Origin of the sequence: Thalassotalea euphylliae, from assembly GCF_003390375.1 — a bacterium.
GTDB classification, from domain to species: domain Bacteria; phylum Pseudomonadota; class Gammaproteobacteria; order Enterobacterales; family Alteromonadaceae; genus Thalassotalea_F; species Thalassotalea_F euphylliae_A.
In genome coordinates, this window is sequence record NZ_QUOT01000001.1 from 2,714,278 (window position 1) to 2,737,988 (window position 23,711).

15 protein-coding genes are annotated in these 23,711 nt (G+C 43.1%); 9 read left to right on the forward strand and 6 right to left on the reverse strand.

Going from position 1 to position 23,711, the window contains the following annotated elements:
• Positions 1 to 112: 112 nt before the first annotated feature.
• The 7 genes from DXX94_RS12080 (at position 113) to DXX94_RS12110 (ending at position 14,720) form a co-directional block, all read left to right on the forward strand.
• Positions 113 to 4,708 carry an EAL domain-containing protein gene (locus DXX94_RS12080; RefSeq protein WP_181901548.1) on the forward strand — a complete coding sequence of 1,532 codons (4,596 nt, stop codon included), beginning with the start codon at positions 113 to 115 and terminating at the stop codon, positions 4,706 to 4,708.
• A 107-nt stretch (positions 4,709 to 4,815) separates the two neighbouring features.
• Positions 4,816 to 6,168: a glutathione-disulfide reductase gene (gene gorA / locus DXX94_RS12085; protein ID WP_116016193.1), complete on the forward strand. Its 1,353-nt coding sequence runs from the start codon at positions 4,816 to 4,818 to the stop codon at positions 6,166 to 6,168.
• 333 nt (positions 6,169 to 6,501) lie between these two features.
• On the forward strand, positions 6,502 to 7,068 hold the full coding sequence (locus DXX94_RS12090) for an acyloxyacyl hydrolase (protein WP_116016195.1): 567 nt from the start codon (positions 6,502 to 6,504) through the stop codon (positions 7,066 to 7,068).
• Between the two features lie 94 nt (positions 7,069 to 7,162).
• Entirely contained in the window at positions 7,163 to 9,217 is a 2,055-nt protein-coding gene (locus DXX94_RS12095; protein ID WP_116016197.1) for a S9 family peptidase, read from the forward strand.
• Between the two features lie 760 nt (positions 9,218 to 9,977).
• Positions 9,978 to 12,761 (forward strand): DNA polymerase I, encoded by a 2,784-nt coding sequence (gene polA, locus DXX94_RS12100; protein WP_116016199.1) that lies wholly within the window; start codon positions 9,978 to 9,980, stop codon positions 12,759 to 12,761.
• 665 nt (positions 12,762 to 13,426) lie between these two features.
• Positions 13,427 to 13,966, forward strand: coding sequence for a carboxymuconolactone decarboxylase family protein (locus DXX94_RS12105; RefSeq protein ID WP_116002135.1), 540 nt, complete (start codon positions 13,427 to 13,429; stop codon positions 13,964 to 13,966).
• Positions 13,967 to 14,108: 142 nt separating this feature from the next.
• Positions 14,109 to 14,720: a TetR/AcrR family transcriptional regulator gene (locus tag DXX94_RS12110; protein WP_116016201.1), complete on the forward strand. Its 612-nt coding sequence runs from the start codon at positions 14,109 to 14,111 to the stop codon at positions 14,718 to 14,720.
• A gap of 27 nt (positions 14,721 to 14,747) precedes the next feature.
• Here the strand turns inward: DXX94_RS12110 and DXX94_RS12115 are convergent, their stop codons facing one another.
• Positions 14,748 to 15,029 carry a hypothetical protein gene (locus DXX94_RS12115; protein ID WP_116016203.1) on the reverse strand — a complete coding sequence of 94 codons (282 nt, stop codon included), beginning with the start codon at positions 15,027 to 15,029 and terminating at the stop codon, positions 14,748 to 14,750.
• Between the two features lie 3 nt (positions 15,030 to 15,032).
• The gene (locus DXX94_RS12120; RefSeq protein WP_147302279.1) at positions 15,033 to 18,230 is read right to left on the reverse strand and encodes an ATP-binding protein; all 3,198 of its coding nucleotides are present in this window, start codon (positions 18,228 to 18,230) and stop codon (positions 15,033 to 15,035) included.
• Positions 18,231 to 18,449: 219 nt separating this feature from the next.
• On the opposite strand from DXX94_RS12120, the gene DXX94_RS12125 reads away from it, so the two are divergent.
• Both DXX94_RS12125 and DXX94_RS12130 read left to right on the forward strand, forming a co-directional pair.
• The gene (locus tag DXX94_RS12125) at positions 18,450 to 18,923 is read left to right on the forward strand and encodes a (2Fe-2S)-binding protein (RefSeq protein WP_116002131.1); all 474 of its coding nucleotides are present in this window, start codon (positions 18,450 to 18,452) and stop codon (positions 18,921 to 18,923) included.
• On the forward strand, positions 18,916 to 21,126 hold the full coding sequence (locus tag DXX94_RS12130) for a xanthine dehydrogenase family protein molybdopterin-binding subunit (RefSeq protein WP_116016207.1): 2,211 nt from the start codon (positions 18,916 to 18,918) through the stop codon (positions 21,124 to 21,126). The genes DXX94_RS12125 and DXX94_RS12130 overlap by 8 nt, the downstream gene beginning before the upstream one ends.
• A gap of 128 nt (positions 21,127 to 21,254) precedes the next feature.
• Here the strand turns inward: DXX94_RS12130 and DXX94_RS12135 are convergent, their stop codons facing one another.
• The 4 genes from DXX94_RS12135 to DXX94_RS12145 form a co-directional block, all read right to left on the reverse strand.
• Positions 21,255 to 21,731 (reverse strand): Dps family protein, encoded by a 477-nt coding sequence (locus tag DXX94_RS12135; RefSeq protein WP_116016209.1) that lies wholly within the window; start codon positions 21,729 to 21,731, stop codon positions 21,255 to 21,257.
• 60 nt (positions 21,732 to 21,791) lie between these two features.
• Positions 21,792 to 22,004: a DUF2061 domain-containing protein gene (locus DXX94_RS12140; protein ID WP_116016211.1), complete on the reverse strand. Its 213-nt coding sequence runs from the start codon at positions 22,002 to 22,004 to the stop codon at positions 21,792 to 21,794.
• 102 nt (positions 22,005 to 22,106) lie between these two features.
• A complete protein-coding gene (locus tag DXX94_RS19340; RefSeq protein WP_181901550.1) occupies positions 22,107 to 22,250 on the reverse strand; it encodes a hypothetical protein in 144 nt (47 codons plus the stop codon).
• A 451-nt stretch (positions 22,251 to 22,701) separates the two neighbouring features.
• On the reverse strand, positions 22,702 to 23,613 hold the full coding sequence (locus DXX94_RS12145; RefSeq protein WP_116002127.1) for a hydrogen peroxide-inducible genes activator: 912 nt from the start codon (positions 23,611 to 23,613) through the stop codon (positions 22,702 to 22,704).
• Positions 23,614 to 23,711: the final 98 nt, after the last annotated feature.

The window sequence follows — 23,711 nt, forward strand, 5'->3', positions numbered from 1 at the left end:
TTGTATTTCTTTTTTTAGTGTAGGATAAGTTAGTTTGCGTCGAATAATGTGGTGTCTGCTATTGCTGAGTGTGTTCATCACTCGCTCTGTTTTTGCGATCAGCAACACCAGTTTGTCATTATCAAACATTAGTGTGGCTGATGGTCTTAATAGTGCCAGTGTTTTTGCAGTGATGCAGGACACTAATGGCTACTTGTGGCTAGGCACAGAGCATGGTGTCAATATTTACGATGGTTATACCATGCGTTCGCTAAGTGGCCCAGAGGGTGACTTTGAGCGCTATGCAGTGACGCAAATAGTGCAAGATGAACAAGGAATTGTTTGGCTGACCATGCTGGGTAAAGGCATCTACCGATACGACTATCAAGCCGATAGTTATCAATTATTCACCGATAGCGACTCCGTTACCACAACTGCTGATGCAGCTCATCAACCCAATTCCGGTAACTCGCCATGGCTTGCAATAGGGCAAAAGGTTCTGCGATACAGCCAAGCAGGCAAGCAGGTTGAATTGGTGCTTGATTTAACTGAGCAATTAGAAGCTGGCGAGTTTATTAAACGGGTTTATCAAGTTGAGCAATTTTTGTTGGTCGCTACTCCCAGAGGCGCTTTTGTCCTGGAGTTATCCTCTGGGCAAGTTAATCACTTAGATTTAGTGGTTAATCAGGCTGTTTCCAACATGAGTTTAGATGGTTTTGAGGCCAACCGTTTGTATGACTTTGTTAGTTGGCGAGGTCACGTATTTGTTGCTACGGAAGCTGGCTTGATCATTTTTAAGATTGCCGATCTGGTGCGTTACTTTGACAATTTGGCTGAATTGCCTGTTGTTCATCCGAACGTTATGCATGGTGTGCGTGCGTTATATGCTGAGCAGGATAAAGTGCTAGTGGGCTCGCACGAAGGTGTGATGCAGGTGCACCTAGGTGAAAGCAGCGCGGGTAGCGAAAACGGAACAGATATCGAAAGCAATACTGACATTAAAAATACAACCGCCCCCACATCGGCAGATTTCGTTTATCAGTTATTGTTTCGCTTTTCTGATATTAACCCACATGTTGCACACAATGATGTGTTGGATATTACCAAAGACAACAGTGGCATATTTTGGTTTGGTTCGCAGTCAAATGGGGCTTATCGTTGGAACCCAAACAGTGAACTCATTTGGAATGTTGAGCATGTTAGCACCACTAATAATAGCCCGCTAAATGAAGAAGTAAGCGGACTTGGTCTAGGCGGTGTATATGCCATGACTGCAGATAGCCAAGACCCGAAGATTATTTGGGCAAGTACGGGGCGTGTACTAAACCGCATCAATACTGAGACTAAAACAGTTAAACACTATGCTATCGACCTACACGAACACACTAGACATTTACACGCCGACATTACCAAACTAGTTGATAACGGCGATACACTTTGGGTCGGAACTCAGCAAGGAATTAGGCCTTTTAATAAGCGCTTAGAGCGGGTCGTGTCAGAGCCTTTTTCTGCGGCAACTCAAGCGTGGCTGTGTCAACATCATGGTAAGCAATATACGTTTGCCATATTGCAGCAAAGTTTATGGTTTTTTGGCTCGGAAGGGGCTGGGCGCATTTCGTTAAAAACCGGTGCAATGGAAAAACTTGATGCGATAAACAAGGTGTTGCCACCTGACCAAATTCAGCGAGTTTTTGCCGATGTTGCGTTATGGCCTGAGCATTTGGTATTAACCACTCAAGACAGTATCTGGGTCTATAACCCAATGCTTGATTCGTTGAAACTGGTTTATCAGTTTCATCACAACCAAGAGTTTCGTCACGCTGAGATCAATAGCCTAGCGTTAGATGATAACAATATTTTATGGGTCGCCTATGACGGTGTTGGTTTGTTTGGGCTTGATGGTTTAAGCCTTGAAGCAAGAGTATTTATTGACGCTGCTAGCACTTCCTTAGATGAGCATATTTATGGTGTAAAGACTGACGCTGAGGGTCATTTATGGTTCGCGAGTCAAGTGGGTTTTTATCGATTGGATAAAAACACTCGACACCTGCGTCAGTTCGATATTGGCGATGGCTTAGCCACTAATGAATTTAATGCCGATGCTTATGCTGTAATGACTGATGGCAAGCTTGCCTATGGCACCATGCTGGGGCTAAGTATTTTTGACCCTATTCAGTTGCACAACCAAAATGAAGCCATTAACCAAGACTTTAGCGTTAACTTTTCTGGCGTCAGTACGTTATCACGTGACTTAACTGTCTCCACGTTTATTAATAATGGCCAGACGTTTGCTTTTAAGCACAGTGATATTGGTATTCGCATTGACTTTGCAACGTCTTCATTCCTACATCGCGACACTATTGAATATCGTTACCAGCTCGTTGGTCCTACTGAAATAAATGCGCCGTTTTCCAGCCAGCATTATGTTACTTTTCCGAGTTTAAGTTCTGGCGACTATGAGCTTATTGTGCGTGCTAAATCGCCTTACACAGGCGAGTTATCTGCGCCTAGCTCTTTGTTGTTTAATGTTTCTTACCCATTGTGGCGAGCACCAGTAGTTCTGGTTTTTTATGGGTTTAGTGTCTTAGTGTGCTTGTTTATTTGGCTACGTTGGCGGGCCAATAAACAGCAAGAATTAATTGCTGCACACGAAGCGGTGAAGTTAAGAGAACATCGCTTACAGCTCGCACTTACTGGCAGTGATAGTGAGGTGTGGGACTGGGAAAGCCAATCGAATCGAATTTATGCCAAGCGTTTTACCAAAGATTTGGGCTATGCAGCTCCGGATACTTCGCTTGGTTTTGAAACTCACATTGATTTGATTCACCCGGAGGACAAAGAGCTGTTTTTGTCCAAGTGGCACGCGTTTTTGATAAGTGATTCGCCTGTTGACAGCTTTGACTGCAGCTATCGCTTGCAGCACAGCAACGGCCATTGGTTATGGTACAAAGATATCGGCAAAATAGTGACCCGCAATATCGATGGTGAGCCAGATCGCGTAACCGGATCTTATTCGAACATTACCCAAACGCGTGCTGATGAAGAGCGTGCATTGAACTTTGGTGATGCCTTTAAGCATACCCAAGACTGGGTGGTGATCATTGATGAGAATTTTGAGCGTGTCACGGTTAATCAATCGATGGGGCAAGTGTTTGGCTGGAAAAATGAAGAATTTGATTACCATCGAGGGCTATTCGGGCTAACAGAAAAGCGCAGTGATTATTATCTTGAGCTGTTACCTACTTTGAAAAACAAAGGCCACTATAGCGGCGAAGAGCTGATTCAAACACCGCTTGGTCAAGAATACCACGTGTTAATGAATATCAGTGTGAGCAAAAATAAAGTGAATAATACGCATCACTATATTTTTGTGATGACCGACATTAGTGCGCAGAAAAAAGCTGAGTTCGAGCTTAGACAATTAGCCAACTATGACCACCTAACCGGCTTACCTAATCGTTCATTATTACTTGAGCGCATTAAGCACGGTATTGAACAGGCACGTCGCGCGCAACACACCATAGCCTTGTTTTTCATTGATTTAGACCGTTTTAAGCAGGTTAATGACTCGCTCGGCCATGACTATGGTGATTTGCTACTGCAAGAAATCACCGCTCGTCTCAGCAGTGCACTTAGGGAAGACGACACAATTGCCCGCATTGGCGGTGATGAATTTGTGGTGCTGGTGGAGCATTTTAAATCGCATAATGATTTAAGCCGCATTGCGCAAAAGATTATTGATGTGGTTGAAGTACCAGTCAAATTGAAAAGTACCACCGTGAGTGTTGGCGCCAGCATTGGTGTTGCGATGTACCCTGAAGATTCAGGATCGCAAGACGAGCTGCTGCGCAATGCTGACGTTGCGATGTATCACGCCAAGCAACAAGGCCGTAATAACTTCCAGTTCTTTACCGAGCGCATGAACCTGGAAGCTAAACAGCGTTTAACCATGGAGTCTAGTCTTAAGCAGGCGGTGAGAAACGACGAGTTTTTCAATGTTTATCAGCCAGTGATTGATGCCCACACAGGCAAGATTATTGGTGCTGAATTACTTATGCGTTGGCAGAGTGAAGAGGGCTTAGTATCACCTGACAAGTTTATTCCGCTTGCTGAAGAAATGGGCTTGATCGCCACCATGACTGGGATTGCACTCGACAAGGCATTGGTGCTACTTAAAGTATGGCGCGCGCTGAGCCCTAATTTTTACTTATCGATTAACGTATCAGCCAAACATTTTGCTGATGCCAGTTTGGTCACCTTCTTGGAAAACAAGTTTAATGATTATCAAATTCCTGCGGGTGCGTTAAAAATAGAAGTGACCGAAAGCGCATTTATGAGCGAGCCAGAAAAAGCGATAGAAACCATCAATACGCTTTCTGCTATGGGATGTCGCTTAGCGTTAGATGATTTTGGTACTGGCTATTCGTCATTGTCTTATATTAAACAGCTACCGCTTGATATTATTAAGATTGATCGCAGTTTTGTCAGTGGTATTGGCGAATCACCAGAAGATGAAGCAATAGTCGACTCAACATTGGTATTGGCACGAAGTTTAAATATTGCCTGTGTTGCTGAAGGCGTAGAAACCGAAGCACAGCTTCAGTACTTGGTTGATCATCAATGCCACTTGATTCAAGGCTATTTTTATTACTCGCCACTGGCCATGGATGAGCTAACAGAAAAACTCGCAGAGAATAAAAATGAGTTTAGTACGGTCGCTAAAGGTTAGGCAAAGGTTTGGCAAAAGCTAGGCATAGTAATGCAAGCTTGTAATTTGCCCTTTCCTCCCCCATTAATTAACGATAACAAAACGATTAGGTTTATAGGTACACAATTATGACTCAACATTTTGATTTTCTCGCTATTGGCGCAGGTAGTGGCGGTATTGCTTCAGCTAACCGTGCTGCGAGGCATGGTAAAAAAGCAGCCGTAATTGAAGCTAAGGCAATTGGTGGAACCTGTGTGAATGTTGGTTGTGTGCCGAAAAAAGCGATGTGGTATGCAGGGCAAATTGCCGACGCATTGTACTATGCGCCAGATTACGGTTTCAATGCACCACTGCAAAGCTTTGACTGGGCAACCTTAATTAAAAACCGTGAAGCGTACATTGAGCGTATTCACGCCGCATATCAGCGTGGTTTTACCGCCAATGATGTCACCGTTATTCAAGGTTTCGCTAAGTTTGTAAATAAAAATACCGTTGAAGTGAACGGTGAGCTTTACTCTGCTGATCATATTGTGATTGCAACAGGTGGTCGCCCTAGCGTTCCTAATATTGAAGGCGCTGAATATGGCATCGATTCAGATGGTTTCTTCGCGTTAACTGAACAACCTAAATCAGCAGCAGTTGTTGGCGCAGGTTATATCGCTGTAGAGCTAGCGGGTGTGTTACATGCACTAGGCACGGAATCACACTTGCTTGTTCGCAAAGAAAAGCCATTACGCGGCTTTGATGAAATGTTAAGTGACACGCTAGTTGAGCAAATGGCGAAACATGGCCCAACACTTCACAACCACAGCGTGCCAACTAAAGTTGAAAAACACGACAACGGCCAGTTAACCGTTCACCTTGAAAACGGTAAGACAGTTGGCCCGGTTGATACGCTAATTTGGGCGATTGGTCGTGAACCAGCAACTGATCAAATTAACCTTGAAGCAACGGGTGTTGAAACTGATGAACGTGGTTTTATTCCGACCGACAAATACCAAAACACCAATGTAGACGGCATTTATGCTGTGGGTGATAACACAGGCCGAGTGCAGTTAACGCCTGTTGCTGTGGCTGCTGGTCGCCGTTTATGTGAGCGTTTATTTAACAATAAACCATACGAGCACTTAGACTATGAAAACGTGGCAACCGTGGTCTTTAGTCACCCTGTTATCGGTACAGTTGGCTTAAGCGAGCAAGAAGCGATTGAGCAGTATGGTGAAGATCAGGTTAAGGTGTATAACTCGCAGTTTACGGCACTTTATCAAGCAATTACCGAAGATTACCGCGACCCAACACGCATGAAGCTAGTTTGTGTGGGCAAAGAAGAGAAAATTGTTGGTATTCACTCAATTGGTTTTGGCAGCGATGAGTTACTGCAAGGTTTTGCTGTGGCGATGAAGATGGGCGCAACTAAGGCTGATTTTGATAATACGGTGGCGATTCACCCGACATCGGCTGAAGAATTTGTGACTATGTAGATTTTTCCAGAGAAAATTAGCCACAAACTAGTTTTCTCTCTATTCACACGAATAACACACTGCCCTCGCTAAGTTAGCTCAATTTAGTGAGGGCTTTTTTGTTCTTAAAAACACTTTTATGGATACCTCTCTCGCTCTCTTCCTTTTAATTTTGAGCTTGGTTTATTCTCATAGTTCCAAACCTGCTAGCAGTTAACATTTGGATGATTTGCTAGAAAGTTTGTACGAACTGCCGCCATAGCATTCCGCAAATTTCTTATATTTCTATTCTTAAATCCGAGTGCTTCAAGTCACTAATCTTTTTAGTGAACGAAGCCATGAACTTTGAAGAATATGAACATACTTAATTCAAAACTTCTCATCACTGTCTTATTTTTCACACTGATATTGTCTTCGTTCACCAGTTACTCGTCCGAACGAAAATTATCTCAGGCCATTGCGGTTGATGTGTTAATTGGGTCAGATGATATTGACGGGCTTCGCTTAGCGTATCGACCACATGTTTATCACCTTGAAGATATCTTATTTGTTGATCAGCTCGATATATATTGGGAAGTGAGTGTGAATTTTTGGGAGTATGGTGAATCAAACCAGCATGAGACGAACTATGTACTGGCTTTTTCTCCCGTAATTGGTCAAACGTTTTATCACATCAAAGGAAAATATCCGCTTAGATGGGAGTTTGGCATTGGCATATCACTTGTGGAAGATACTAGATTTGCTGGCAAAGACATTGGCTCTCACTATCAATTTGAAGACAGGCTCGGTTTGGCAATAGATTTTGGTCAAAACAATAGTCAATCTGCGGCAATTCGTTATATGCATTACAGCAACGGAGGCCTCAATAGCAAAAATCCAGGGGTTGATTTCTTAAACTTATCTTATGCCTACTCGTTTTAGCCTATCGTGTTATTTTTGACCAGCTTTTATGTAGTGTGATGGCACGTTAAAATCATAAAAGCCAGTGCGAATATAAGTAACTTAGGAATAAAGAATGGCCACCGCTCCTGACACCAAAAAACAGCCCCATAAACTGGTAATGCATGGCCATGAGCGTGTCGATAATTACTATTGGTTGAGAGATGACAGCAAGCAATCGCCAGAGGTAATTGCTCACCTAAATGCTGAAAATGCACATTGTCAACAAGTGCTCGCCCACACTGAAGCATTGCAAGAGTGCTTGTTTCAAGAGATGGTTGCTCGGCAGGTCAAAGAACGTCAGTCAGTCCCTTTCAAATACGGCGCCTATTTCTATTGGCATGAGTACATTGGGGATGCTGAATATCCTATTTACTGGCGTGATGCGTCGGCGCAAAAGCAAAGAGATCTGCAGATACTCAATGCAAATGTGCGTGCCAAAGGCCATGCATACTATGATCTCGCGCCAATTGAAGTGAGTGAGGATGGCACCTATGCCGCGATTGCCGAAGATACCAATGGCGATAGACTCTATCAGGTTTCGGTTAAACACATTAAAGATGATAACTTTTTAAACGACAAACTTGTTGATACTTCAGGGGAACTGGTTTGGTGCAATACTGGTCGCAGCTTTTACTACGTAAAAATGCATCAGCAAACTTTATTACCCTATCAAGTGTATCGTCACAGGCTGGGCACAACGCAAGATGAAGATGAACTCTTGTACGAAGAAACGGATCAACGCTTTTGGACTCAAATTGCTAAAAGCAAAGATAAGGCGAGCATTGTAATTTATCACGGCACCAAAGAGTCGAGTGGTGTTTCTTTGTTAAGTGCCGATGACGAATCTGCCAGCGTAGTTACGCTCTTGCCAAAAGAAGAAAATCACCTTTGCTGGCTGGAGCTGGTTGGTGACCGCGCTTTTATTTTAACTAACTGGCAGGCGAAAAATTTCAAAGTTGTCACCACTAGCATAAGTACTATTGCCGACAAATCGACTTGGCATGAAGTTGTGGGGCATAGAGAAGATGCGTTGCTAGAAAACTTTGAAGTATTTAATCGTCACCTAGTGTTTAGCCAACGCGTTAAAGGGCTGCCACAGTTTATTGTTAAGAGCTTAGAGTCTGGGCAAGAACTACAGCTTGAGTTTAATGACTCGGCTTTTTCCGCTTACCTTCAGGACAACCTTGATTTAGCGGCTAAACGGGTGCGTATTAACTATACCAGCATGACTACACCAGAATCGGTACTTGAATTTGAATTAAGCTCTGGCGAACCAACCCTGTTGCAACAGCACCAAGTTGCCGGTGAGTTTAATGCACAAGATTATTGTTGTGAGCATATTGAAGTTGGCGCGCGTGACGGCCAGCAAGTGCCCGTTACACTTGTTTATCGCAAAGATAAGTTTAGTCTTAGTGAAAATCCGATATTGATTGATGGTTATGGCGCCTATGGGTTCAATGTTGACGCTGATTTTTCTTACAGCCGATTGAGTTTACTCGATCGTGGCGTTGTTTATGCATTTTGCCATGTGCGCGGCTCTGCTATGTTGGGTCGCCATTGGTATGAACAAGGAAAAATGTTAAATAAGCAAAATACCTTCAATGACTTTGTTGATGCCACGCAAGCCATAGTCGCTTTGGGTTATGGCGCTGCTGACAAAGTATTGGCAACTGGTGGCAGTGCTGGCGGTTTGCTAATTGGTGCTACGCTTAATCAGGCACCAGAGCTTTATTTGGCGTGCGCGGTTCATGTTCCTTTTGTTGATGTGCTGTCAACTATGTTAGATGAAAGTCTGCCATTGACCTGTGGTGAGTATGATGAATGGGGTAACCCTAATGACAAAACTTACTATGACTACATATTAAGTTACTCGCCATACGATCAAATTAAGCGACAGGCCTACCCTCATCTACTCGTTACTTCAGGTTTATACGACTCACAGGTGCAATATTTTGAACCTGCTAAATGGGTTGCCAAACTCCGCGAATACAAAACGGATAGTAACTCCTTGTTGTTTAAGTGTGATATGGAAGTGGGCCATGGCGGTCAATCTGGGCGCTTTAACCGGTATCGCGAAGTTGCCTTGGAGTATGCTTTTTATCTCGATGTATTAGCTAGGGCGTGTTGACCTTTCAGGATTGTTTTTGCAGCAGTCTGTTTGGGTTTTATACAAGACGGCACTTGTGCAGTGTAGTCATATTCCATAAATAAGTGCCAACACAGTAGAAAATTCAAATAGACGCTGCCCCTTTATTTTGTGTTGAGGGGGTCATCTAAACACTTCCTGCTCATTGTTGCTCGCTTTTTACATAGAACGACTATGCGACAAAGCGAGCGCCGCGATCAGAAAGCGTTTAGATTGAACAAAATTCAATCTCGAAAGATCGACACGCCCTGGAGCTTAAGATAAAAAATTCATTTGTTTTTTGTTCGGTTATTCGCCAGCCCTTATGAATTGTGTCTTAGAAAATTTAGTTATTTTAGCCTGTCAAATAACGTTCAAAAAATTTTAATAATCTTCTGGTAATGGGGTAATTATCTGGTAATCTTTTACCCCTTGTTTGAACTTTGGTTGCTTTTTATACAAAAGCCGAAGCAAACAAGTTAAATGTTTTATCCACAAAAATAAAAATAATAAATGTTGTGTGTAAAAAGGATTCCTGCCTCATCTTTTTTATGTATTCCAACAGCTTACGAGCCAATATCTGATTTAAGTGAAAACTTATCTCGGAGATTTCTAATGCTTGTTAACAAACTTATCCACATTAATTACTGAAACTTTCAGCTGAATTAGTCTCTTGTCTATCCACCAACTCGGCACCTGTGCTGGAGACAATTTTCAGGATATGGCATGCTTAGCCAAATTTACTCTAAGTTGACAACACACTATGGCAAGTTCAGCCCTTTCACCACTCATTTTGGTTGATGGTTCTTCTTACTTATTTCGCGCATATCACGTTCCTTATTTGCAAGCTTTATCCACAGCTGATGGTCATCCAACAGGGGCAATCACAGGTGTGCTAAATATGATCAAAAGCCTGCAAAAAGACTATCCAAACGGCAATATCGTGGTGGTGTTCGATGCTAAGGGAAAAACATTCCGCAATGACATGTATGCTGAATACAAAGCGAATCGCCCACCTATGCCAGAAGATTTGCGCTGTCAGATTGCACCGCTGCACGAAATGATTGCTGCCATGGGCTTTCCATTGCTGGTTATTGAAGGGGTGGAAGCGGATGATGTTATCGGCACACTAGCAAAACAAGCGTGTGAAAAAGGTATCGAAACGGTTATTTCAACTGGTGATAAAGACATGGCGCAGTTGGTAACAGAGCACGTAACTTTGCTTGATACCATGAAAGAGAAAATTACCGATATTGATGCTGTTAAAGAAAAGTACGGTTTTGCACCTGAGCATATGATTGATTACTTAGCGCTGATGGGCGATGCGGTGGACAACATTCCAGGCATGCCAGGTGTTGGGGATAAATCTGCCAAAGCGCTAATTGCTGGCATTGGTGGTATTCGCGATATTTACGAGCGTTTAGACGACATAGCAGGTCTTGGCTTTCGCGGCAGTAAAAGCTTAAAGCCGAAAATGATCGAGCACGAAGAAATTGTTCGCCTGTCATATGAGCTCGCGACAATAAAATGTGATGTTGAACTTGAGCAACAAGTAGATGAGTTACAACCAGTAGAACGCGATCTGGATAAATTGACTGAGCTTTTCACTCAGTATGAATTGCGTCGCCATTTAGCGGATCTGAAAAAGCCAACAGGTTCGGCTTCAAGTAGTGACGTTGCCGCATCGCAAGCGCCAGATATCCAAGAAGAAAGCGAAGATGAAAGTAAAGCAGTAACAGCTGAATACGACATTATTCTCACCGAAGCAGACTTCAATACATGGTTAGCAAAGCTCAAAGCTGCGCCTTTATTCGCGTTTGATACCGAAACCACCAGTATTGATTACATGCAAGCGGAACTTGTCGGCTTATCTTTCTCTCATGAAGTTGGCAAGGCTGCCTATGTACCTGTTGCCCATGACTATTTAGACGCTCCATCGCAGCTAAGTCGCGATTGGGTGTTGGCACAGTTAAAGCCTTTGCTAGAAAGTGATGAGCATAAAAAGGTCGGACAAAACTTAAAATATGATGCGCATGTGCTAAGTCACTACGACATTGATTTAGCCGGTATTGAATTCGATACCATGCTTGAATCTTATTGCTATAACAGCGTTGCTAGTCGCCACAATATGGATGCATTAGCGAAAAAATATTTGAACCATGAAACCGTGCATTTTGAAGATATTGCTGGCAAAGGCGCTAAGCAGTTAACGTTTAACCAAATTGAGATCGAAAAAGCTGGTCAATATGCCGCGGAAGACGCTGACATTACGCTGCGTTTACATCAGGCATTGCACGCAAAACTAATAAAAGATAAGGGCCCATTATCCGTTTTTACTGATATCGAGCTTCCGCTTAGCCAAGTATTGCAACGTATGGAAAGCCACGGTGTATTGATTGACAGTGATGTGCTGGCGGAGCAAAGCCAAGCGATCGGCGCTCGCTTAGCTGAGTTGGAAATTGAAGCGCATAATATTGCGGGTAAAGCATTTAACTTAGCGTCACCTAAGCAGCTGCGTGAAATTTTGTTTGAAGAGTTAAAAATTCCTGCGATCAAGAAAACGCCAAGTGGTGTGCCATCAACGGCAGAAGAAGTGTTGCAAGAGTTAGCACTTGATTACCCACTGCCAAAGCTGATTTTAGAGCATCGCGGCCTAGCCAAGTTAAAATCAACGTATACCGATAAGTTACCGTTGCTAGTGCAGTCGAAAACAGGTCGAGTACATACTTCTTATCATCAAGCAGTTGCAGCAACAGGCCGCTTGTCATCAACCGATCCAAATTTACAAAACATTCCTATTCGCAGTGAAGAAGGCCGTAAAATTCGCCAAGCCTTTATTGCACCGCAAGGCTACAAAATTGTTGCGATCGACTACTCGCAAATTGAATTGCGAATTATGGCGCACTTGTCTGACGATCCGGGCTTAGTGAAAGCGTTTAGCGAAGGTAAAGATGTTCACAGTGCAACCGCAGCTGAAATTTTTGCGGTTGATGTTGAAAGTGTCACTAGCGATATGCGCCGCAGTGCCAAGGCGATCAACTTTGGTTTAATTTACGGTATGTCGGCATTTGGTTTAGCCAAGCAAATTGGTGTTGGTCGAAATCAAGCGCAAGACTATATGAACAAATACTTCGAGCGTTACCCTAATGTAATGCAATACATGGAAGACACACGTCAGCAAGCGAGCGAAAAAGGCTATGTAGAAACCTTGTTTGGCCGTCGTTTGTACTTGCCTGATATTAAAGCGCGCAACCAAGCACGTAAAAAAGCGGCTGAGCGCGCTGCCATCAACGCCCCGATGCAAGGTACTGCCGCTGATATTATTAAAAAGGCAATGCTAGCAGTAGACCAATGGATTGCTACGCAGCCAGCTGATGTGGTGAAAATGACCATGCAAGTGCATGATGAATTGATTTTTGAAATCAAGGAAAGTGAGTTAGCACAAGTGACAGCTAAATTGGTTGAAATCATGAATGCGGCAGCTGAATTAAATGTGCCATTAATTGCAGAAGCGGGTAGTGGCGATAATTGGCAACAAGCTCACTAATACAAATGTTGTAAATTAACAGCGATCGATCAATAAAGCCGCAAATGCGGCTTTTTTTATTGTAATAATCATTATTTTACGTTTTTTTACAACTGAAATGAAAAAAAATTACAAAATATACTTTACAGGAATAGAGTCCTTACTCTATAATTCATCCTGTTCCTCGACGTGAACGCTTGTTGTAATAATTGTATATTCTAGCTTTCCCCATAAGCTAATACGCCGGTGATTTTGTTATCACCGGTTTTTTTATGCCTGTAATTTAATTTCACTTACTTGAATATAAACAACAATCACCTAATCAAAAGCTTTCTTTTTGACCTTTATTCGATTCAGCACTTCATATTGTACTTAGCCTTAGCCTTAGCCTTAGCCTTAGCCTTAGCCGTTTGTGTTCTAACTACGCTTTTCTATGCATATAAAAATAATCTGCCAAGCTCGCCAGTAACTTTCGTAGACATTCAACTGCGATCGTTAACTAGTATTGTTAGCCGCTATCCCTAACCAGAGTCTTTGGTCAATTTATCGCCCTACACTTTGTAACAAACAAATATTAGCCATCTAACCAATTGCCACTATAATTGATTTCATACCTATCGGTACAGATTCGACGGAAATATAATTATGTCGCCCAATTGGTTCGACAATAAGAGAGGAATAAACAGATGACTAAATTAAAAACTCACACAGTAGATAGTGCACCTGAAGCAAGTAAGCCACTACTAGACAACTCGCTAAAAGCATTTGGCATGGTGCCTAACTTACACGCAGTATTGGCAAGCTCACCAGAGACGTTAAAAGCTTACCAAGTTTTACACGAACTATTTTCTAACTCATCGTTTGATGCTGATGAACTTACGGTTGTGTGGCAAACCATTAATGTTGAACACGAATGCGGCTACTGTGTGCCGGCGCATACAGGTATTGCCCACTCAATGAAAGTTAGCGAAGAGATCATTAATGCGCTGCGCAACAAAACTCCGCTACCAACAGAGAAGTTAGAAGTACTTCGCGATACGACATTAGCGATTGTTCGCAATCGCGGTCACATTGATGGTGCTGAATTAGAGCGTTTCTTCGCTGCTGGGTATGGTGATCAGCAAGTACTTGAAATCATCTTAGGTCTATCGCAAAAAGTGATCAGTAACTACACTAATCACATTGCTGAGACAGAATTAGATGCCCCGTTTAAGCAATTCGCGTAATCATTACTTTATCTGGTGTTTGGTCTCAATATGATACTAAACACCAGATTGCGGATACGAGCATGGCGGCGTAAAATATTCATTAGCGAGATGTGAATGATAATACCAGTTCAATTGGTATAAGTAGCCTTAGGAAAAGTACGTGGTAAGTGGTCGAAAACGAGAATTTGATGAACAAGTTGCGCTGCAAGCTGCGATGGAAGTGTTTTGGCAAAAAGGCTACAGCGGCACCTCGCTTAGCGATTTAACCAGCCGAATGGGTATTAACAAGCCCAGTTTATACAGTGCATTTGGCAATAAAGAATCATTGTTTATCAAGGCCACACAGCTATACATCAATAGCAAAATGAAGCCACACTTGGAAATCCTCAATAACCCTTCGCTATCTTTGTTTGATCGTCTTAAACAATATTTAATGTCGATCATCAATCAACAATGCTGTGTTAACTCTCCTAAAGGTTGCTATTTAGTGCAGTGCCAGTCGGAAATTGTCGGGGGAGACCTACCTGCACAAGCTAGTGCTGTGTTGGCGACAGCAGAATCTATACCCAAGCAAGTGTTTACTGAACTATTTCAACACGATCGCGAAGCTATTTCATTAAACCTCGCGAATCAGGCCGAGCAAATTGCGCTTACCTTATACACTATGCTCAAAGGCACAGCAGCAATGGCTCGCTCAGGCGTGGCAGCCGATGAACTGGAAGTTGTGGTTGATACTTGCTTAAGTGGCTTAGGTTTAACTAGACCGCAATAGTTCTAAGCGCTCGTCAGTTATGTTAACTCACTTTACGGGCTTAACTTTAACGGTTACTTGCGTATTAAAGCCATTGCCAAACAACTCACCTTTTAGTGATACAGAAAAGCTGAGCTCGTTGATTTCGTAGGCATCAGGAATAATCGAAGATACTTTTGATAGCACTATTTTACCGAAGTTTGCTGACAGCACCTCTTTAACGTTATCCACCACACCTAAATTTTCTTGCTCGGCATTAGCAATTTCTAATTTGCTTTTTACGTCAATGGGTAAATCTTGCTCGTTGATTTCCAATTCAAATGAATCCATTAGTTACTCCATATTTAAATAGCGGGTGTAAATACGCTCTGCGATTGTTGTGTCGCATTTCATAACATGCTCCCATACAGCAGCAATCGACATTTCTTGTTCTTGCTGGTGAAGCTGGGCGAAATGATGATGTAATTGTTGGGCGTATTGGTAAGGAATAATGATCAGGGGCGACCAAACTTCGCAGCCGTTTCGCTCACACAGTTTGATCGCGATATTGTTGTGATAAGGTGATAGTGATACGCCACAAGACGATAGCACTAGCAGGCTATCTTTACCCTCAAAGCTATATGCGTCTGCTTCTGCGTAATTAATCGTAAGCGTGTGATCGTCAATACTACCGATACTACTTTCGCCCAACACTATGTTGGCATTGCTCTCGTCATGATGCCCAACCAAGTGAATAATGCTACTGTGCTCTAAATGCTGGTAAAGCTCAGGTAGTGAACTTGGCGTATTTACCGTTTGCTCAATTTCTTCAGCAGGCTGAATGCCGAATGCTAAATATTTATCAGTCGATAGCTGATAATCAAATGCGGTGAAGTCAATTTTGACAAAATTACTGTCATCCAACACGTTGCGATAAAGGTGCCATGCCTGACCTATTGCTAAGGTTTGAGCACCTGGTTTCGGGCGCGGTCTGATCCACTCCCAAGGGATGCCTAGAAGCTCACGATTGATGCACAACACGGCTTTATTCACCATATGCAAATGGGTGGCAAGCAGTGATTCGCCTTCAGGGGTAAGAATATTCGACGCCAGTGTAGAACCCGCAACATCAAGTGCGGCGTGGGTTAACTTTCCTTGGCTTGCTAAGGCACTAATGCTCGACACTTGTTCGTCCACTAAGCTTTGAAGCGCCGGAAAATCAGCATGTGAGCCGATGATGTGTTCGCTGCAGTCGTCGCCGCCAACAATCGATAAGACAATTTTTAGGGTATTTTGATTCAGGTAAGTGTTGATGATCGCCAGATTCGAACGCACGATATCCTCGCGACTTGGGGTGACTTGCGTTAGTTTGACGTTATAGCGCTGTTTTTCACAGGCTTGTTCAAATGGCAAATTCAAGCTTGGAAAGGTTTGATAATTCCTAATGTACTGAGATTTCTGGTGCGCAGAATTAAAGTAACCCGTTGCTTTCGTTGCGTAATAAACCTCACCTTCACCATCGTTAGCCGCTAATGCGATAAGGTAAGTTGAATCTCTTGTATAGGATCCATTGGCGTCTACTGCTACTTTGATATTGGTGCCCCCCATACCATTGTCGAGCAGCAGTTGAACATTGGTTTCTTGAATATTGAAGTCTAACTCACAGTGTTCAAAATTGTGTTCGTTAGTGCACTTGTTAAGGAGTTCTTGAAATCGGTGTTCGCGAAATGAGTGCACCTCTTCAATCACTTCTTGTGCCATCAATTCAATCTCAGCTAACCGCTTAAATCTACTGCCATCTATGCGCTTGAGTAGCGATGTTAACCCTTCCCAAATACGATCGGTGAGAAAACCAAAGTTATGAATCGACTTCGTTAGTTGATATAAAGGTTCACTTTTCGGTTTTGACGTCAACTTAGTTAGTGCTGACTTTTCTAATTCAAATGCCTTTTTTAAGTACTCTTCAATTGAATCAAGTAGGTCAACAAGCCTAGGTGTAAACTCTGTATCGCTTTTGCGGCTATTGCAGTATGTATAGAAGGACTTGTGCTCGGCTTTCACGTCAAGAATTACATTGGTAAGGTAATCTGGTGTGCTGATAAACGATTCCACGTAATAATGCCCTGACTGCGTCAGATAAAAGGCTTCTGGTTCACCCACGCGATCAATCGAAACTGAGGTCGTGCCACGAATTAACAGAGTCAACATCAGTTTATTTAAGGTCTGTTGCACTAACCGTTCGGAATAGCCCATCAAACTTAAACAAGCGACTATGTTTTTATAGATGATCACACCATCGGCAATCAGCGATAAAGTACGATATGGCAATAAATAAGATTCTTCATTACCACACTCGACATATAGCAGGTTTGGAATAGTGATCAACGCCGTGTCACTGCGATAGATATCGTGTTCAGCACGCATCAAATAGTGCAAAGGATGATGCAAATGCCCTTCTATTGTTTTTTGCAAGAACAACGGGTAAACCGGAAATCCATGATGACAAAATAAGCGCATAATAATTAAGGCTAAATGGCGAGTGTCATCAGAGCTAATGGTTTCCATCAGCTTAAATACATCATCATCGGGTTGGCGACCACGCAGTAGGTGATTCACGCTTGAAAAAAAGTTCAGTAAATTAGTTTTGGTGACCGTACGATTGTAGAGCTTATAGGTGGTTTTATTGCTGCTGCGATGCTTCATAAAGGTGTTGACCACACGCTCGCCCAGCATGTTAAACCAAACGGTAAAATCAGGTGGTGACAAGTTAAGCCGGTAACCAAACATAGCTCGGGAATTTCCCCGTAATGCAAGGCGCTGCATACTGTTGGGACGAATACATACAATAGTTGGCAAGTCGGTTTGAATGCTAATTTGCCGTGATAACGCGGTTGCTTTGGCAATAAAGTCGCAATGCAGATGATCTAAATTATCAAAAACCACCACCAACTTGTCTTTTTGTGGTTTTTGTAATTTCCGGCTCAAATGTGTGAGTGCGCCAGTGATACTCTCGGTTTTGTCTTCTTTAAGAATTGCTTTAACTTTTTTCAATAACTCTCGCCCAAAAACTTCGCTAGGTAGAGCTTCAACTGCGTCGTAGAAAAGCTGACACAAGCTGATTTTTCCTTCGCTTTCGATAATGGCGCGACAATCAATATTGAGGAATTGTGAGCCTTCGTTGACCCCAGATTGTTGGATAACCCAGCTAACATAATTGATAAATGACGATTTGCCGACCCCACGATGACCCACTATCGCAATTTGTCTTCTACCACTGTAATTGGTCAACATGCCAATTAAATCAATTTCCTGCTCACCCAATTGATAGTGTTTAAATTTGATGCTGATTTTACTTTTCAGCTTTTCTAACGTTTCTGCTGAAAAATAAGAGCGCCGTTGAATATAGTAGGGAAAGACTTCGCCATTTTTTTGCTGGGCACTTTTCAGCGGTTCTAGTGAAATAGCTTCGTTGATAATCGTGTCGAATAACACCCAAAATTCATTCACTTTGCTTTGATTGCGGGTATCAAGTGATGGTCGCCAATGTCTCATGTGCACGTCCTTTGTGATTGATTCAGTTAACATTGCCTTTCGGCTGCATTGAGTATGGAGGACAGACGGAATGAATCTAAAGCGCGCAACACATCGTAACTCTGTCTATTAACGTTAGTACAAAGTTTGAGCATCTTCATGCTAAATTGTATGCTACTGACAAGACTCAATAAAAAAGCTATTGCTTGTTAGCTGGCTGATAATTAATGGAATGGAATCATGAAATTTGAATTAAACGGTAGCGCCGTAGAGGTTGATGTCGAGGATGATATGCCACTACTTTGGGTACTGCGTGATGAATTGGGGTTAACGGGCACTAAGTTTGGTTGTGGCCTAGCTCAATGTGGTGCCTGCACTGTCCACTTTAATGGCACCGCGATGCGCTCATGCCAGTTACAAGCACAAATGGTAGACGGCCAAAAAATTACCACCATTGAAGGACTTGGAACACCTCAAGCGATGCATGCGGTGCAGCAAGCATGGGCCGAGCATCAAGTGGCGCAATGTGGGTATTGTCAGTCGGGCCAGATGATGCAAGCCGCCGCCCTATTGGCGTTTAACCCTACCCCGAGTGACAGTGATATTGATGCCGCCATGTCGGGCAACTTATGTCGTTGTGGCAGTTACCCTCGTATCAAACAAGCGATATATAGCGCTAGTAAGCTTTTGCGCCAAGGGGCTGCTGATGAGTAAGCTTGGCACATTCACCCGTCGCACTTTCTTAATTGGCTCTGCGGCAATTGCCGGTGGTATTGCCTTTGGTACCTATAAATATCTAACGCCTGCAGACAACCCGTTGCTCGATGGATTAAAAGAAGGTGAGGCCGCATTAACGCCATTCGTGAAAATTGATGCCAATGGCGTCACCTTAATAACCCCACGGGCTGACAAAGGCCAAGGTGTGTATTCACTTCAGGCCATGTTGCTTGCAGAAGAGCTTGATGTTGACCCCTATCAAGTGACTCTTAGCCCAGGTAAGCCAAGTTTGGCTTACTATAATGGCGCCGTCATGGATGAAGCTATGCCTGGTTTTGGGGATGTTATCGGTAAGTTGTTGGGTTTTCAAATTACTGGCGGCAGTTCAACGGTACCAGATTTATATCAGCGTTTGCGTATGGCAGGAGCGGTTGCTCGTGAAACGTTAAAAATGGCTGCGTCTGTTGTCTACAATGTGCCACTTGAAGCGTTAACAACAGAAAATGGCTTTGTGATTTTGCCTGATGAACGAGCAATTAGTTATCAGGAACTCGCACCAAGCGCTGCCAATATAGCTCCTCAAAATGAGGTGACACTGCGCCCTGCTAGCCAATGGCGATATTTAGGCAAGCCACATCAACGACTTGATACTCTAGCCAAATCAACGGGAACACAAAATTACGGCATTGATATGCAAGCCGATAACATGGTTTACGCCAGTGTTCGCGCCAATCCTGGTTTGGGGGCACCAGTAAAGTCGTTCAATGCCAGTAGTGCTAAAAAAATGCGCGGTGTTAAACGGGTTATGCCGATTACTAATGGTGTCGCGGTGGTTGCAGACAACACGTGGCGAGCTTTTAAAGCGGTAAATGCGATTGAAATTGAATGGCAACCAGCCCCCTATCCCGCCAATTCAGCGCAAATGTGGCAAGTACTTGAAAACCATATTCAACCTGAATTTGAGAATATTCAGCGCCTTGATAACGGGCGTGTTGAACAAGTGTTAGCTGGTGGCACACCAACAGAGTTAGTCAGTGCTGAATACCGCACCCCCTATTTAGCCCATGCGCCATTGGAGCCAATGAATGCGACAGTGTTGATAACCGATACCCGCATCGACATTTGGACAGGCACTCAAATTCCCCGTTTTATTGAAAATCATGTTGCCCAACTTACGGGCTATGCCAAAGCGAATATTCACTTGCACGTGCTGCCGATGGGCGGCAGTTTTGGTCGCCGTTTAGAAGATACTTACGTATTACAAGCGGTGGAAATTGCTATGGCAATGAAAGGTACGCCGGTAAAAATGACATGGTCGCGCGAAGAAGACATGAGCCATGATTACCCAAGGCCAATGACGCTTGCAAGAGCAAAAGGCCGAGTCAGTAACGGACAAGTTGTCGCCATGGATATGCAATTGGTCAGCGCTTCATTAATGGCGTCTTGGTTTGGACGAATAGATAACGCACTACCAGGGCCAGATGCCACCATCACCACAGGTGCAGACGATCAGCCTTATGGTATCGAACACTATCGAGTAACTGGCTACAAAGCACCAGAAATGGTGCCGATCAGCTCTTGGCGCTCGGTTGGCGCTTCACAAAATGGCTTCTACCATGAATCATTCTTAGATGAACTTATTGTGCAAGCTGGTGCAGACCCAATGGCTGAACGCATTCGCCTATGTAACGACCCTGTTGCTGATCAAGTCTTGGCAACCTTAGCTGAACTTGCTAACTGGCAAGGGAGTATGCCAAGTAAAAACCGTGGGCGCGGAGTGGCTATGACGCGCTCGTTTGGCGTTGCCTGTGCTTATGTGGTTGATGTGACGAACACACCGGCAGGGATTCGTATCGACAAGGTTTATATTGTGGCTGATGTTGGCCTGGTGCTAGATCCAGTCAATGTTGAGGCGCAACTGTTTGGCGCTGCAATTTGGGGTTTAGGCCACGCCATCAATTGTGAACTGACGTACGATAACTATGCACCTCAGCAGACGAACTATCATCAATATCAAGGGATGCGTCTAAACCAAGTACCAGAGTTTCACATTAAAGTACTGGAGAACAACCAGTCCATCAAAGGGATTGGCGAACCGGGCGTACCACCTGCTGCCCCTGCTCTTGCCAATGCGATTTTTGCTGCAACAGGTAAACGCATTCGCGAGCTACCGATGAATAAAACAGTGAGTTTTATTTAGTGGTGTCTGGCAGTTGATCAGCGCCGATTTTGGTTAGTCAGCGGAAAAAGCAATATATAAAAAGCGGCACCTAAAGCTTTAGGTGCCGCTTTGTCGTTATCATATTGCTGCAAGCAAGGTTGCTGAGGTTAGTCTAGCAGTGCTCTTAACATCCATGCTGTTTTCTCATGTACACGCATGCGGTCTGAAGCTAGTGCCGCAGAAGATTCATCATCAGCATCTTGAGCCACTTTTAGTGCTGCGCGGCAGGTACGAACAACGGTTTCGTGAGCTCGGGTTAAAATTTCAATCATTTCATTGGCACTTGGCACGCCTTCCACTTCTTCAATTGAGCTTAGTGCAGCAAATGCTTTGTATGTGCCCGGTGCTGCAACGCCTAGTGTGCGAATGCGTTCGGCAATTTCATCAACCGCATCGGCCAATTCAGTGTAGTGCTCTTCAAACATTAAGTGTAATTCACGGAATTGGCGACCAGTGACATTCCAGTGAAAATTATGTGTTTGTAGGTAAAGCGTGTATGAGTCTGCGAGTAAGTGCTTTAATTGCTCCGCTACGTTAATACGGTCTGCTTCATTAATTCCGATATTGATTGTATTTGCGCTCATCATTATTCCTTGGGTCTTTGCTGGTGTGAATTCAGCGATTAATTTCTTCTAGTGATTAAATTAGCTATACGCTGTGGATCTGCTGAGGGGGTGACTGGCACTTGATGCTTTTGCTTTATCCCAAATCTTTTCATGGAAAAAGTACGCAACGGTATTAATTGCTGGCTCAACAATGGCGACTATGCCACCTAGTACAAAATCACCGGTAATGGCATAAGTGACGCCAAAGGCCACAGAAAAATGTGTAATTGCGAAGGTCGTTGTTTTAGCCATTGTTGGTTTCCTATTTCGGTTACTCTGCCCAGTTAAAACTGAGTTAATTACCTAGTGCTTAATAAGTGTTTAATAATTGCTAACGTTTTATTGGAGCGGGGTTTAACCCAACTTCACTTTGCACAATTGATCGCCGTAGTAATTGTTTTTGTAGTTACATTCGTTTGCTTTGTTTTTAACCGCTGTCGATTTAACTGCATGGTTGCGGTTGAACTGGCGAATAACTGATTGAATAACATTTTTCATAATGGTTAGCCTTATCTTACTTGTGCTTGCTATCAATGCCCGTAGAGCTAAATAACAAGTGCCTGTGTTTATTTGATGAGGCTAGTATGCGACCAAGGTGTTAATTATAAAAATTAATTAAAATTGTTATTACAATCAGTTTTTTCGAACATAATGCTTTTACGCCTGCATTTAATTCGTCAACACATATTACTAACCAACACATAGCAGCTAAGTGAAACAACAAACCTGAGAGTCAGAGCGAGCAAAAGCACAATAAAAGCGCAGGAAAAGTACAACAGTGAAATAGAAAGTGAGATGAAAATTGGATCGTTCAGTAGTCGGCTTTGACAAGCAAGCCGTTTTAACAAGCAAACCGTTGAGCCTTTCTCAGCAGCGTAGGCTCAACGATTACACGATTTATTTTGATGATTGCGTTTAACGTTATTTAATTGGCAGTAGTTTTCGTTAACTATTTGGGCTTAGTGCACAGTAACTTAAGTTGCTGACGAAATAGCTTCATCAACACTTCAATGTCATTGGTTTTAACGTAGTTAGGACGAATAATAAAGGCAATGCTACGGTGCGGGCCTGGCTCATTTAAATGCAATGCGCGCAGTTCACTTTCGTTATGTAGCAATTGTTGTAGTGCCATCTCTGGTACTAACGTGGTGCCTAATTTACCTGCTACCATCTGGACAATTGTATGTAAGCTAGTGGCATCAAAGGTTGAGTCCTTCTCTACGCTTTTATGTTGGCAAGCTGCAAGGGCATGATCTTTTAGGCAATGTCCTTCTTTAAGCAACATGAGCTTGTCCATTGCCATTTCTTGCGTACTAATTTCTTTAGTGTTGGCAGGGCATTCTTCGTGGTGGCAAACCATGTAAAAGTCTTCTTGCCAAAATTCGAAGCTCATCAAGCCATCAATTGCATACGGTAGCGCTAAAATTGCCGCATCTAAATCACCGGTGCGCACTCGATCAACTAACTCGTGCGACTGTGCTTCAACAATTTTTAAGCGAAAATCTGGGTAGTTTTTGCGTACTTCCGGTAGCACTTTCGGTAATAAGTAAGGTCCAATGGTTGGAATAATGCCAAGCGTCATTGGGGTACTCAGCGGTGATTTATCCATTTGTGACAGCTGCATAAGTTCTTCAAGTTCCAACTTAACTTGTTGAGCCTTTGCTAACACTTGCTGACCGATATCAGTAATAAAAACGTGCTTGTTATTACGTTCGAATACTTTGAGGCCAAGCTGAGTTTCCATTTCATTAATGGCAGAGCTTAATGCTGACTGCGACACGTTGCACATTTCTGCGGCTTTTTTAAAGTGCAAGGTTTTACCAACCGCCAGCGCGTAATTGATTTGCTTAAGAGAAATCATCTTGTTGTTCAAATAAATCGAATATAACGTTCATTTTAATCAAATTTCGATTGCTTGGGAATCTCCTATACTTTCGCTGAACAGAGTAGTTATACCTT